This window comes from Haloarchaeobius sp. HME9146 (genome assembly GCF_025399835.1).
GTDB lineage: Archaea > Halobacteriota > Halobacteria > Halobacteriales > Natrialbaceae > Haloarchaeobius.
On the sequence record NZ_JAODVR010000002.1, the window covers coordinates 644634 to 656867 of the forward strand.

Annotated in this window: 13 protein-coding genes; 12 read left to right on the plus strand and 1 reads right to left on the minus strand. The window is 65.7% G+C overall.

All coding sequences use genetic code 11. The features are described 5' to 3' along the window. The first annotated feature begins 100 nt into the window (after nt 1–100). Complete coding sequence (locus N6C22_RS20790) at nt 101–1060, plus strand: C-terminal binding protein (protein ID WP_261653132.1); 960 nt, start codon at nt 101–103, stop codon at nt 1058–1060. 59 nt (nt 1061–1119) lie between these two features. Here the strand turns inward: N6C22_RS20790 and N6C22_RS20795 are convergent, their stop codons facing one another. Continuing rightward, nucleotides 1120–1449 carry a hypothetical protein gene (locus tag N6C22_RS20795; RefSeq protein WP_261653133.1) on the minus strand — a complete coding sequence of 110 codons (330 nt, stop codon included), beginning with the start codon at nt 1447–1449 and terminating at the stop codon, nt 1120–1122. A gap of 519 nt (nt 1450–1968) precedes the next feature. Between N6C22_RS20795 and N6C22_RS20800 the strand changes: the two genes are divergently transcribed. From N6C22_RS20800 to N6C22_RS20850, 11 genes are all read left to right on the plus strand, one after another. Further along, nucleotides 1969–2364: a universal stress protein gene (locus N6C22_RS20800; protein ID WP_261653134.1), complete on the plus strand. Its 396-nt coding sequence runs from the start codon at nt 1969–1971 to the stop codon at nt 2362–2364. 96 nt (nt 2365–2460) lie between these two features. Further along, nucleotides 2461–3102, plus strand: coding sequence for an NADPH-dependent F420 reductase (locus N6C22_RS20805; protein ID WP_261653135.1), 642 nt, complete (start codon nt 2461–2463; stop codon nt 3100–3102). A gap of 43 nt (nt 3103–3145) precedes the next feature. Beyond that, entirely contained in the window at nt 3146–3682 is a 537-nt protein-coding gene (locus N6C22_RS20810; RefSeq protein ID WP_261653136.1) for an SRPBCC family protein, read from the plus strand. 150 nt (nt 3683–3832) lie between these two features. Beyond that, complete coding sequence (locus tag N6C22_RS20815) at nt 3833–5038, plus strand: ABC transporter substrate-binding protein (protein ID WP_261653137.1); 1206 nt, start codon at nt 3833–3835, stop codon at nt 5036–5038. 2 nt (nt 5039–5040) lie between these two features. Next, nucleotides 5041–6273: an ABC transporter substrate-binding protein gene (locus N6C22_RS20820; RefSeq protein WP_261653138.1), complete on the plus strand. Its 1233-nt coding sequence runs from the start codon at nt 5041–5043 to the stop codon at nt 6271–6273. A 1-nt stretch (nt 6274) separates the two neighbouring features. Then, nucleotides 6275–7201 (plus strand): FAD-dependent oxidoreductase, encoded by a 927-nt coding sequence (locus N6C22_RS20825; RefSeq protein WP_261653139.1) that lies wholly within the window; start codon nt 6275–6277, stop codon nt 7199–7201. 2 nt (nt 7202–7203) lie between these two features. After that, nucleotides 7204–8319, plus strand: coding sequence for an iron ABC transporter permease (locus N6C22_RS20830; protein WP_261653140.1), 1116 nt, complete (start codon nt 7204–7206; stop codon nt 8317–8319). Beyond that, complete coding sequence (locus N6C22_RS20835) at nt 8319–9218, plus strand: ABC transporter ATP-binding protein (RefSeq protein ID WP_261653141.1); 900 nt, start codon at nt 8319–8321, stop codon at nt 9216–9218. Before N6C22_RS20830 ends, N6C22_RS20835 begins: the two co-directional genes overlap by 1 nt. Beyond that, nucleotides 9215–9649: a hypothetical protein gene (locus N6C22_RS20840; RefSeq protein WP_261653142.1), complete on the plus strand. Its 435-nt coding sequence runs from the start codon at nt 9215–9217 to the stop codon at nt 9647–9649. The genes N6C22_RS20835 and N6C22_RS20840 overlap by 4 nt, the downstream gene beginning before the upstream one ends. Before the next feature lie 103 nt (nt 9650–9752). After that, nucleotides 9753–11015: an ABC transporter substrate-binding protein gene (locus N6C22_RS20845; protein ID WP_261653143.1), complete on the plus strand. Its 1263-nt coding sequence runs from the start codon at nt 9753–9755 to the stop codon at nt 11013–11015. Between the two features lie 2 nt (nt 11016–11017). Beyond that, the gene (locus N6C22_RS20850; protein ID WP_261653144.1) at nt 11018–12226 is read left to right on the plus strand and encodes an ABC transporter substrate-binding protein; all 1209 of its coding nucleotides are present in this window, start codon (nt 11018–11020) and stop codon (nt 12224–12226) included. Nucleotides 12227–12234 lie beyond the last annotated feature (8 nt).

Genomic DNA, 12234 nt, shown 5'->3' on the forward strand with positions numbered 1-12234 from the left:
GGTTCGGGCGGATTGCCGGTTCGGGTGGAGGTCGCGGATGATTCCCGCGACGTGAGCACGCCCGCCAACCGTCAAGTGGCCGACGGCCCAAAGTTCAGACATGTACTCGGTGCTCCTCTCGGACCATCCGAAGCTCGACCCTGAGGTTTTTCAACGCATCCTCGGCCCCGACGCCGAAATCCACGAACGACGCCTCGGGTCGGCCGAAGCAGTCCTCGAAGCCGCCCGGGAGGTCGACGCGGACGCCGTGGTCGCCAACGTCGATACCCCGGTCCCAGCAAACGTCATCGAGGCGCTCGACCTGACGGTAATCGCGCGTTCGGCGGTCGGTGTCGATGGCATCGACCTCGACGCGGCAGCCGCGGCAGACGTGCAGGTCGTCAACTGTCCGGAGTACTGCACCGACGAGGTGGCGATCCACGCGCTCTCGCTCGCGCTCGCCTGCGTGCGGTCGATTCCAGCGTACGACCGGTCGGTCCGGGCCGGCGAGTGGGACTGGGGTGGGACCCGCGAACTCCATCGACTGCGGGGCCAGACCATCGGGCTGCTCGCGTTCGGTCCCATCGCGCGCCGGTTCACGGAGCTCGTCTCGGGGTTCGACTGCCGGCTGGTCGCCCACGACCCGTACGTCGAATCAGGGACAATGGCCGACTACGGCGTGGAAGCGGTCGATTTCGAGACGCTACTCGACGATTCGGACCTGCTTTCGGTGCATGCACCGCTGACCGACGAGACCCGGGGAATGCTCGACACCGATGCCTTCGACCGCCTCGGCCCCGGAGCCGTCCTCGTCAACACCGGTCGTGGGGCAGTCATCGACGAGGACGCGCTGGTTGCGGCGCTGGAGTCCGGACAGGTTGCGGCGGCCGGCCTCGATGTGCTCACGGAGGAACCGCCAGCGGACTCGCCGCTCGTCGGGCGGGAAGACACGGTGGTCACCCCGCACGCCGGCTGGTACTCCGAGGAGGCCAGGCGCGACGTGAACGAGACGATTGCCGCCGACGTCAAGCGGGCGCTCGACGGCGAGGAGCCGGAGAACGTCGTCCAGCAGTCGTGGTGACGTGACTGCTGGTGTCGTGGTACGGGTACAGAAGGTGTGGTGATACAGAGGGCGTCGGTCTATCCAGTCCGGAAGTCCCGGAGGAAGCGACCGACACGCGCCAGCGGGGCCGTGCCAGCGGACAGCTGTACGACGAACGATGCGACCAGGATGATGGTGAACAGCCCGGCCCAGACGGCCGTCCCGAGCAGATCGATGACCGGGAATCCGACTTCGGCGGCGAAGACGGTGACCATGGCGACCAGTCCGATAAGCAGGTAGTGCTGGTACCACGCGAGCCCGGTCGAGCTCATGACGGTGGTGTAGGGCACGAGGTCACGGGACCGTTCGGTCAGCGTGACGGTCTTCAGATTCGACTCGTAGTCGATGACCCCGAGCTTGTCGAGCATCGGCAGGTGCGTCTGGTGCAGCGACGCGTAGACGCTGTCTCTGATGTTTCGTGGCGGCGGCGACTCCCCAGTCTCGGCCTCGGCGATCGCCTCAGACAGGTCTCTGAGGGTCGATTCCCCACCGTGGCTCCGGAGGTGTTTCAGAACCTCCCGCCGACGTTCGTTACTTAATATCGAGTGTATGTCTCCCTCGTCGAGTCGATTCTCGCTCGTTGTAGGGATGATTCTACTATCTACTGATGGCGTACTTATTGACACCGGTTACTCCCCCTCCATTACGTTACTCGTTGTCTAGGAATATAGCTGTATGCCCTGATTGGCCGTCAGGTTTAAGTACTCAACCGGGATTCTCATGTCAGACCGAATCAGCCGTTAGCAAGCGGCGGTCCCACGTAACAGCAGATTAGGGCCGTGGCCGGCCGGTAAGAATCGGTCGTTTGGCCCCGTCTCGGGGCGACTCCGGGCGCTGTCGTCCCTAGTGTCACAATCATTATTCGACACGGGGCAGTCTGTTCTGTCATGCACGTACTGGCACCGATAGATGGCTCGGACTGTAGTTTCAGGGCGCTGGAGTTCGCAGTCGAGTTCACCGACCGGTACGACGGGACTCTCGACGTGGTCCACATCACGGACTACGAGGACGAATCCATCGAGCAGTTGCTCGAACGGGCCCGGACGGTCTGTCGAGCAGGTGGGTCCGACTCGACGCCAGAGCTGGCGTTCGACGTCGGAATCTACCGGATGCGGTACGCGAACAAGATCGGGAAGGACATCCTGGAACTCGTCGCGGACCGGGACATCGACCACGTCGTGATGGGCCATCACGGCGGAAACACGGTCGACCGGCTCGTCATCGGGAGCGCCACCGAGACGGTCATCCGGGCGAACAGGGTTGCCGTCTCGGTCATCCCCTGACCAGTCTGGCCCGTCTCGGTGGGTCGAGAGGGTACCGGGTCCGACTCCACTGCCCGCGGCGGTAGCGGTTTCTCGACGGGGTGCCTGTCCTCCCGTATGAACGTCGGATTGGTCGGGACCGGGAACATCGGGGAAACGCTCGCGAGACACCTTGTAGCGGCCGGCCACGACGTGATTCTCTCGAACTCCAGGGAGCCGGCGTCGCTCGCTGACCTCGTGGAGGAGCTGGGCGAGCACGCCTGTGCGGCGACGCCGGCCGAGGCCGTCGACCACGCGGAACTCGTGGTACTCGCACTGCCCTGGCGCGCTCGTGACGAGCTTCCGGACGCTGCCCTGTTCGCCGAGAAGGTGGTAATCGACGCGACGAACCCCTACTCCGCCGAGTTCGAGGTCATCGACCTCAGCGAAGAGACCGCCAGCGAGGCCATCGCCGACCAGCTCCCTGACGCCAGGCTCGTCAAGGCGTTCAACACGATGCACTGGGAGACGCTTCGCGACGAATCTCGGCCCGAGGCACCCGCAGAGGACCGGCTGGTCGTGTTCATGGCCGGTGACGACCGCCACGCCAAGGACATCGTCGCCGACCTGGTGCGCGAGATCGGGTTCGTCGCGATGGACACCGGCGGGCTGGTCGAGGGTGGCCGCCTGCAGGAACCGGGCTCGACCATCTACAACCGGCCGATGTCGCCGCCGGAGGCCCGGGAAGTACTCGCTGAACGCAGGGGATCGACCGACTGACCGCGAGGCGAGGATTCAACTCGATACGGGCCTATCTCCCCGTGTGGACGCCATCGAGATATCGACCGTGGTGTACGTCCCGAAGGAGGAGGCGTTCGAGTTCCTCTTCGACTTCACCAACCACGAGCAGTACTCGCGCTACGTCTCGGACGTGACGAAACACGGTGAGGGCGTGGGCTGCCAGTTCGACATCACCCTGCAGTGGTGGAAGCTGGAGTACACGCTCTCGCCGCGGGTGACCGGCATCGACCGGCCCGAGCGCATCGACTGGGACGTCCCGCGGGACGTACGGGCCGAGGGGTTCTGGGCGCTGGAGGACGTCCCGCCGGAATCCGAGCAGGCACAGGCAGACGGCGGCCCGGCGACACGTGTCCGCCTCCGCATCGAGTTCGACCGCGCCGCGTCGCGCCTCGCCGGGCTCCGGTTACCGCCGTTCGTCTCGCTCGACTGGGTCATCGACCGCATCAAACCCATCGCGATTCGAGAAGCTGAGACCGTCTTCGAACGGGCGATTGCGGACCTCGAAGGCCAGCGCCGCGACGTACATATCGAATTACACACCAGACCGACCACGGTCTGACTACGGTCCAGCACGGGGTCTCCTCACGCGTTCTCTCTCATCCTCGGCGCCGTCGGGGAGATGACGCCACGGACTGTTGAATCGATGGCTAGGGTTTAGGTTGGCCAAAAAATCGTAAGCGGTTTATTCCTTTAGGCGAGCCTAAATCCTATGAACGACGATACGACGAACCAGAAGGAACCGACACGGCGCAAGTATCTGCAGTACGGAAGCGCGCTCCTCGGCAGCGCCCTTCTGGCTGGCTGCGCCGGCAGCTCGGGCGAGTCCACCGCAGAGCCGACCGAGACAGCGACCGACGCCTCGACCAACACGGCCACCGCGGCCGGGACCGACGAGGCCACCGAGCAGAGCGAGTCGGAGTCGGGCTCGTACTCGGTCGCCATCGAGCCGGTCGGCGAGGTCTCGTTCGACAGCGTCCCCGAGACCTGGGTCGCGAACAACGGGAGCTGGGCCGACATGGGTATCGCACTCGGCCTCGAGCCGCCGAAGGCCGTCTGGCTGACCGGTCGCTACCACACGCAGTACTACGACGAGATTCCGGGACTCTCCGTGGACAAGAGCGACATGGTGTCGCTGTACCAGGACGGCGTCAGCAAGGAGCTGTTCTACGAACTCGACGCCGACGTCCACGTCATGGACCCGAACTTCCTGCAGAACCGCTTCCGTGGCTGGGAGCAGGCCGACGTCGAGGAGGTCTCGGCGAACATCGGGCCCATCTTCGGGAACTGCATCTACGCCCAGCACTACCCGTGGCACGAGGACTACCGCTACTACACCCTCTACGAGGGCTTCGAGAAGCTCGCACAGGTCTTCCAGCGCACCGACCGGTACGAGGCGTTCGAGCGCCTGCACGACGACTTCCAGGCGACCCTCGCCCCGCACGTTCCCACGAAGGCCGAGGCACCCGAGGCCGCGGTCCTCTGGGGTGTAGGTGACGCACCGGAGAAGTTCTATCCCTACATCATCGGCGGCGGCACCGGGTTCAAGCACCTCCGCGACCTCAACGTGCAGGACGCGCTCGCGGACACCGACGTGAAGGACTTCCACGGGAGCCGCGCCGCCATCGACGTCGAGACGCTGCTGGAAGTCGACCCCGAGGTGCTCATGCTGCGCGGGTACGAGGCCAAGAGCGAGTCCGAGTTCCAGAGCACCGTCGTCGCCTCGCTGGAGGAGCACAGCACGGCCAGCGCCCTCACCGCCGTCCAGAACGGCGACGTGTACCGCGCGGGCGGACTCTACCAGGGCCCAATCACCAACATGGTGCTGACCGAGCGCACCGCCGGTCAGCTCTACGACGTGGACGAGCAGCTGTTCGACCGCCAGCGCGTCGCAGACATCGTCAACGGGGACTTCTAATCATGAACGACGACAGCAGATTCGACGAACCAACGCGCAGAGACTACCTCACGTACGGCGCCGCCGCCGCAGTCGGGAGCCTATTCGCCGGGTGTGCCGGTCAGAGCGACTCCGAGACGACACAGACCGGCACGCCGACGGAATCCGGAACACCGTCGACGACAGAGGCAGACACCGCCGAACCGGACACCTCGTCGTACGAGGTGTGTATGGAGCCGAACGGCTGTCACACCCTCGACGCCGTCCCCGAGAAGTTCATGGTGTACCACCAGGGCCCGGTGGATATGGTGATCGCGTTGGGACAGCTAGATGGACTCGTCGCGTCGGCGTTCCCCTCGACGTTCCCGACGGCGTACTTCGACCAGCTCCCGGGTGTCTCGGTGGACATGGAAGACGTCACGGCGCTGAGCGAGGATGGCACCCCGGACAAGGAGGTGTTCTACGAACTCGACGTCGACATGCACCTCATCGGTCACCACCCCGCGATGGAGTACTTCGAGCTGGAGGAGACCGACATCGCCGAACTGGAAGAGAACGTCGCCCCGTTCCACGGAAGTTGGATGCGGCGACCAGACTACACCGACGGCCACCCGTACTACGGGCTGTACGAGGGGCTCGACAAGTACGCGGCGGTGTTCCAGAGCCAGGCCCGGGGGGAGGCGTTCCGGTCACTTCACGACGAGTTGGTCGCGGACCTCACGTCCCAGTTCCCCCCTGTCGAGGACCGGCCCACGGTGGCGTACCTGAACACCAACTACTGGGGTGACGGAAAGACCGTCTACGTTCGGGACCCGACCGTTCCTGGCTACCAGACGAAGCCACTTCGTGACCTGGAGATCCCAGAGCACGACCCGTTCGCCGGACAGTACCCCGCAGAGAGCAACTTCATCCAGGGCGACTACGAGCTCCTGCTCGAGGTCGACCCAGAGGTCATCGTCTATCACGCGGGAATGAACGTGCTACGTGACCCCGAGAAGAGCTTCGAGAACGATATCCTCGGTCCGTTGCGTGACGACCCGGTCGCCAGCGAGGTGACCGCTATCTCGGATGAACGGGTGTACCCGTACCACGAGTTCGAGCAGGGGCCGGTGATGAATCTGTTCAACACCGAACTCCTCGCGAAGGCACTGTACCCAGAGACGTTCGGCGAACCCACCGGGATGGAGGCACCAGCGGAGGAGAATCAACTGTTCGACCGCCAGCGCGTCGCAGACATCATCAACGGGGACTTCTGAAATGACCACCGAGCAAACGCACGACTTCGACGTGGTAATCGTCGGCGGCGGGCCGGCGGGCACCGCAGCGGGGATCTTCACCGCCCGGTACGGCCTCGACACTGCCGTCTTCGACCGGGGGCGCTCGTCGATACAGCGGTGTGCCCACCTGGAGAACTACCCCGGGTTCCCGGCCGGCATGGACATCGAGACGCTGTACGGCCTGCTGCACGACCACATCGAGGAGGCGGGCTGCGACCTCGTCCCCGACATGGTCGAGTCGGTCACGCGGACCGAGGACGAGGCGGGCTTCCTCGTCGACCTGCAGGAGGGCGACGCGGTCACCGCGACCAGGGTCATCGCCGCGACCCGGTACGACGGCGAGTACATGCGCCCACTCGTCGGCGACGAGGCGTTCTTCACCCACGAACACGACGGCGAGGAACACGAGCACTTCGACCGGGACTACCCCGAGATGGACGGGACGACACCGGTCGACGGCCTGTACGTCGCCTCGCCGGCCGAGGAGACCGACCGCCAGGCCATCATCGCGGCCGGGCGCGGTGCCCGGGTCGCCCTGACCGTCGTCGACGAGGTTCGCGCCGAGCAGGGCCTGTTCGACCCGGTCGTGGACCACTACGACTGGCTGCGCCAGGAGTCGAACCTCGAAGGCGAGTGGGCCGACCGCGAGCGCTGGGTCCGGTGGGCCGAGGAGAACCGGCCGGACGACCACGCTCTCGCCGACGACGAGTGGGAGGAACTGCTCGACCGCGAGATCGACCGCCGGTTCGAGACGTACATCACCGACGAGGCGGTCGAGCGCCGGGCCGAGGCTGCCCACGACCGCCTCCTCGAGCACCTCGACGACGACCGCATCCTCGAGTACGCCCGCCGGATAGAGGCCGAGCGCGAGCCACCGGCCGAACAGTCCCCGGAGGCTGACGACTGAGCATGGCGGGGGAACCGACGTCCGGGTCGCACGCTGGCTCCACCAGCGAGGGCGTGCTCGGGTGGGTCGACGGTTCGCTGGTCACGCTCTGTCTCGCGAGCCTCGTCGTCGTCGTCTTCGGCGGGCTGGTGCAGGTGAGCTTCGGCGCGTTCTCCATGACGCTCGTCGAGGCGTGGCAAGCGGTGTTCAACCCCGACGTGGTGCTGAACCCGAAGGCGTGGGAGGCGTTCATCCTCGGCGGCGAGGTCCCCGAGATGAACAAGCAGAGCCTCATCGTCTGGAACATCCGCCTGCCGCGGGTGTTCGTGGCAGTCCTCGTCGGCATGAACCTGGCCGTCTCGGGGGCCATCTTCCAGGCGGTCACCCGGAACGAGCTGGCGAGCCCGTTCATCCTCGGCGTCTCCTCGGGTGCCGGGCTGATGATACTGCTCACGCTCGTCGTCTTCTCCGGGCTCACGACGTTCCTGCCCCTCATCGCCGCGGTCGGCGGTGCCGTCGCGTTCCTCATCGTCTACGCCATCGCCTGGAAGAACGGGACCTCGCCGGTCCGGCTGGTGCTCGCTGGCGTCATCGTCGGGACCGTCTTCAACAGCCTCCAGACCGGCCTGTTCTTCTTCGCGGACGACATCGGTGTCGTCCAGTCCGCCATCGCGTGGACCACCGGCTCGCTCACCGGTACCGACTGGGAGCAGGTCCGGATGGCGCTGCCGTGGACCGTCCTTGCGCTGTTCCTGGCGCTGGTCGGCTCTCGGCAGTTGAACGTCCTCCTGCTCGGTGAGAGCACCGCGAAGTCGCTCGGGATGAACGTCGAGAAGGTGCGGTTCGCGCTCTCCGGCGTCGCGGTCCTCGCGGCGGCCGCGAGCATCGCCGTCGCCGGCATCGTCGGGTTCGTCGGCCTCATCGTCCCGCACATGGTCCGCACCTTCGTCGGCAGCGACTACAAGAAACTCATCGTCGGCTGCGTCTTCGCCGGCCCCGCACTGATGGTCGCCGCGGACGTGGGCGCGAGACTCGCGTTGAACCCCGTCCAGATCCCGGTCGGTATCGTGACCGGCCTCGTCGGCGGGCCGTACTTCCTCTACCTGATGCGCAAACAGGAGAACCTGGGTGACGTCTGATGGTCGAGAACCAGCCACCACGAGAACCACGAGCGGACTCGGCACGTGAAACCGGTCGGTCCGACGCGGCACAGGGCCGCGACGCGAGAGCCCAGCAATCGTCGGAGCTGACGGGGAACGACCTCGTCATCGGCTACCCGGCGACCGAGGACCCCGTCGTCGAGGTCGACACCGTCGTCCTCCCCGAGGGGGAGGTCACGGCGCTCGTCGGCCCGAACGGGAGCGGGAAGAGTACGCTCCTGAAATCGATGGCGAACCAGCTCGACCCCTGGCACGGCCGCGTGCTCCTCGACGGCGAGGAGATACAGTCGGTCGACGCGAAGACGCTCGCCCAGCGGCTGGGCCTGCTCTCGCAGGAGAACGAATCGCCCGGGAGCCTCACGGTCGAGAAACTGGTCTACCACGGGCGCTACCCACACCGGGGCTTCTTCGAGTCGGTCACCGAGGAGGACGAGGCCGCGGTCGAACGCGCCATCGACCTCGCGGGGGTCGACCACCTCCGGGAAAAGTCGATGAACAACCTCAGCGGCGGCCAGAAGCAACTCGCCTGGATCGCGATGGTGCTCGCACAGGACACAGACGTCCTGTTGCTCGACGAGCCGACGACGTACCTCGACCTGCACCACCAGCTCCGCGTGATGGAGGTCGTCCAGACGCTCAACCGCGAGCAGGGCGTGACCGTCGGCGTCGTCCTCCACGACATCGGGCAGGCGGCCCGGTTCGCGGACAACCTCGTCGCGATGAAAGACGGCGAACTGTACGACTGGGGCCCGCCCAAGGAGGTCGTCACCGAGGAACTCCTCGCGGACGTCTTCGAGGTGGATGCGACCGTCGACAGCGAGAGCCCGACCGGGCCGCACATCTCGCCACACGCCGCACTCGACGGCGACTCGGAATGACGGACTCTGGCCTGCTACCCGGACCGGCGCGCACCGCCCGCCTCGCATCCTACCTGCTCGCGGCCGGGTTCCTGACGCTGGTCGGGGTCGCGGTCCTGCCTGCCGACGCGCTGCGACTCGGCGCGTTACCGGGGGGACCGTCTTCCGGACGCGATGGCTTCCTCGCCTCTGTTCCGGTGTTCGTGCTCGCCACGGGGGCACTCTGGGCGACGCTCGTCGCCCGGGCGGTCTGGTCTGACAGTTCGGCCGACACTGCTCTGGCCGTGTTCGCGACGCCGTGCCTGCTCGTCTCGGGCTGGGGACTCTACGAGTCCTACGCCGTCCAGTCGGGCGTCCGCTGGGGCGGACTGGTTTCGTTCCTCGTCGGGACGCTCCTCTCGGTCGTCGTCGTTGCCGACGCGGTGGTCGCTCGCGTCTCGTCGGACCTGTAGACCGTTCTCCAGCCGACTCTTGGTCCATCTATCCGACCCGCCATTGTTTTTAGGCCGACCTAAAAATCGAAGCGGTTATGAATCTTTAGGCGAGCCTAAAATTATGTCCGAAGACGAAACCGGTCCGAACGACCCAACGAGAAGAGCGTATCTCAAGTACGGCACAGCCCTCGTCGGCGGCAGCCTCCTTGCTGGCTGTGCCGGGCAGAGCGATACCGGTGACTCCGAACCGACCAGCACACAGACCGCAACGGCGACGGACGAACCCGCGGCGACCGAGTCCGGGGCGACGGACGAGTCGGCCGAGGAGACAGAGACTCCAGAGTCGTGGACGGTCTCGATGAAGCCACGGACCGAGGTGACCTTCGAATCGGTTCCGGACTCGGTCGTCGTCTACCGGGCGGACTACGCGGACATGCTCATCGCGCTCGGCCAGGGTGACGCTCTCGTCGGCATGCAGGACACCCAGAGCCTCCCGATGGACATGCTCGCGGAACTGCCGGGCGTCTCCGTCGACCCCGCCCAGATTACGCCGCTCCGGCAGGAGGGCGAGTACGACAAGGAGATATTCTACGATATCGACCCGGACCTGCTCCTCATCGACCCGAACAACGCGAAGAACTACTTCGAGTTCGACGAGGCGGACATCTCCGAACTGGAGAATACCGTCGCACCGTGGCTCGGGAGCTTCATCCGCCGTCCGCAGGAGTCTATCGGCCCGAACTACCCGCACTACACACTGTACGAGGCGTTCGAGCGGGTCGCCACCGCGTTCCGGGCAGAGGACCGGTTTGCCGCGTTCAAATCCGTCCACGACGAGATGCTCTCGACCATCTCCGAGCGAGTGCCGCCGGAATCCGAGCGGCCCTCCGTCGGACTCGCGTTCCTGATTCCCGGTGACCAGTTCGTCGGCTCAGGCGTGTTCTACCTCACCGACCCGACGCAGCCGGGGATGGCGAAGAAGCAGTACCGCGACCTGGGCGTCGACAACGTCTGGGCCGAGGCCGGCGTGAGCATGGACGGGCAGGTCAACTACGAGGCGCTGCTCGAGGCGGACCCGGACGTGCTCATCTCGCACAACGCGTTCGGGTTCACCGACTCCGTCGAGGACTTCCAGACCCGCGTCGTCGATGTGATGCGCGAGGACGACCTCGGGAAGGAACTGACCGCGGTGAAGAACGGGCGCGTCTACCGCGGCGGGAAGAACGTCCAGGGACCGATTATCAACCTGTTCCAGACCGAGATCGCGGCCAAGCAGCTCTACCCCGAGACGTTTGGGGCGTGGAAGGGACTCGGTGAGACGCCGGCCGACGAGCAGCTGTTCGACCGCCAGCGCGTTGCCGATATCATAAACGGAGACTTCTGACGATGCGCGAAAACACGACCCACGACGGACCGACGCGGCGCGACTACCTGAAAATCGGTGGTGCGACGGCCCTGGGTGGGCTGGTAGCTGGCTGTGCCGGACAGGACGGCGGTGGCGCGGAGCCAACAACGACAGAGTCGGGCGGTAATACTGGGTCGACCCAGACCGAACAGACGACGACTGAAGACACCCCGTACTCGGTCACGATGGCACCCGTCGGCGAGGTCACGTTCGAGTCGGTCCCCGAGCAGTGGGTCGCCTACGACGGCGGCTACGCCGACATGGGCGTTGCCCTCGGCAAGGGCGACGGTATGACCGGTATCGGCGGTTCCGGTCGGTACTACACCTACGTCTACGACGAACTCCCGGGCGTGAGCGTCGACCGCGAGTCAATCGAAGCGAACGACCTCGGCGAAGCGGGCATGTCCAAGGAGATATTCTACGAACTCGACAACGACGTCCACCTGATGGACCCCCAGATGCTCGTCAACTGGTTCGACTGGAGCGAAGGGGACGTCGAGGAGATAATCGAGAACGTCGGGCCCTTCGTCGGCAACCTGCACTTCCGCCGGGAGGACCAGTGGCACGACTACCGCTACTACACCCTCTACGAGGCGTTCGAGAAGGTCGCGACGGTCTTCGGCGAACAGGAGCGCTACGAGGCCTTCGAGGCGCTCCACGACAAGTTCATCGCGGACGTCCAGCGCAGACTCCCACCGGCGGACGAGCGCCCCAACGTCCTGCTCGTCTACGCCGGCAGCGACGAACCCGAGAAGTTCTCGCCGTACCGCCTCAACGACAAGGGAACGAGCAAGAAGCAGTGGCACGACCTCGGCGTCAGTGACGCGCTCGCCGGGTCGGGTATCGAGGGGCTGAGCACCACCGACCGCGGGAAGATCGACTACGAGACGATGCTCGAGGTCGACCCCGACGTCATCATGCTGCGGGCCCACGAGCGCAAGTCGGCACAGGAGTTCCGGGACACGGTGCTCTCGTTCATGCGGTACCACCCTGTCGCCAGCGAACTCTCTGCGGTCCAGGAGGGACGTGTCTACCGCGGTGGCTACCTCTTCCAGGGACCGATACAGAACCTGTTCCTGACTGAACGTGGCGCACAGCAGCTCTACCCGGAGGTGTTCGGCGAGGTGACCAGCGACGAACAGCTGTTCGACCGCCAGCGCGTCGCCGACATCGTCGACGGGACCGTTTGAGACCGTTC

What these genes read in the sequence shown, in the direction of transcription:
- N6C22_RS20800 (WP_261653134.1), top strand. Translation starts at nt 1,969, where the DNA reads ATGCACGTACTGGCACCGATAGATGGCTCGGACTGTAGTTTCAGGGCG.
- N6C22_RS20850 (WP_261653144.1), top strand. Translation starts at nt 11,018, where the DNA reads ATGCGCGAAAACACGACCCACGACGGACCGACGCGGCGCGACTACCTG.
- N6C22_RS20815 (WP_261653137.1), top strand. Translation starts at nt 3,833, where the DNA reads ATGAACGACGATACGACGAACCAGAAGGAACCGACACGGCGCAAGTAT.
- N6C22_RS20835 (WP_261653141.1), top strand. Translation starts at nt 8,319, where the DNA reads ATGGTCGAGAACCAGCCACCACGAGAACCACGAGCGGACTCGGCACGT.
- N6C22_RS20840 (WP_261653142.1), top strand. Translation starts at nt 9,215, where the DNA reads ATGACGGACTCTGGCCTGCTACCCGGACCGGCGCGCACCGCCCGCCTC.
- N6C22_RS20790 (WP_261653132.1), top strand. Translation starts at nt 101, where the DNA reads ATGTACTCGGTGCTCCTCTCGGACCATCCGAAGCTCGACCCTGAGGTT.
- N6C22_RS20795 (WP_261653133.1), bottom strand. Translation starts at nt 1,449, where the DNA reads ATGCTCGACAAGCTCGGGGTCATCGACTACGAGTCGAATCTGAAGACC.
- N6C22_RS20825 (WP_261653139.1), top strand. Translation starts at nt 6,275, where the DNA reads ATGACCACCGAGCAAACGCACGACTTCGACGTGGTAATCGTCGGCGGC.
- N6C22_RS20820 (WP_261653138.1), top strand. Translation starts at nt 5,041, where the DNA reads ATGAACGACGACAGCAGATTCGACGAACCAACGCGCAGAGACTACCTC.
- N6C22_RS20830 (WP_261653140.1), top strand. Translation starts at nt 7,204, where the DNA reads ATGGCGGGGGAACCGACGTCCGGGTCGCACGCTGGCTCCACCAGCGAG.
- N6C22_RS20805 (WP_261653135.1), top strand. Translation starts at nt 2,461, where the DNA reads ATGAACGTCGGATTGGTCGGGACCGGGAACATCGGGGAAACGCTCGCG.
- N6C22_RS20845 (WP_261653143.1), top strand. Translation starts at nt 9,753, where the DNA reads ATGTCCGAAGACGAAACCGGTCCGAACGACCCAACGAGAAGAGCGTAT.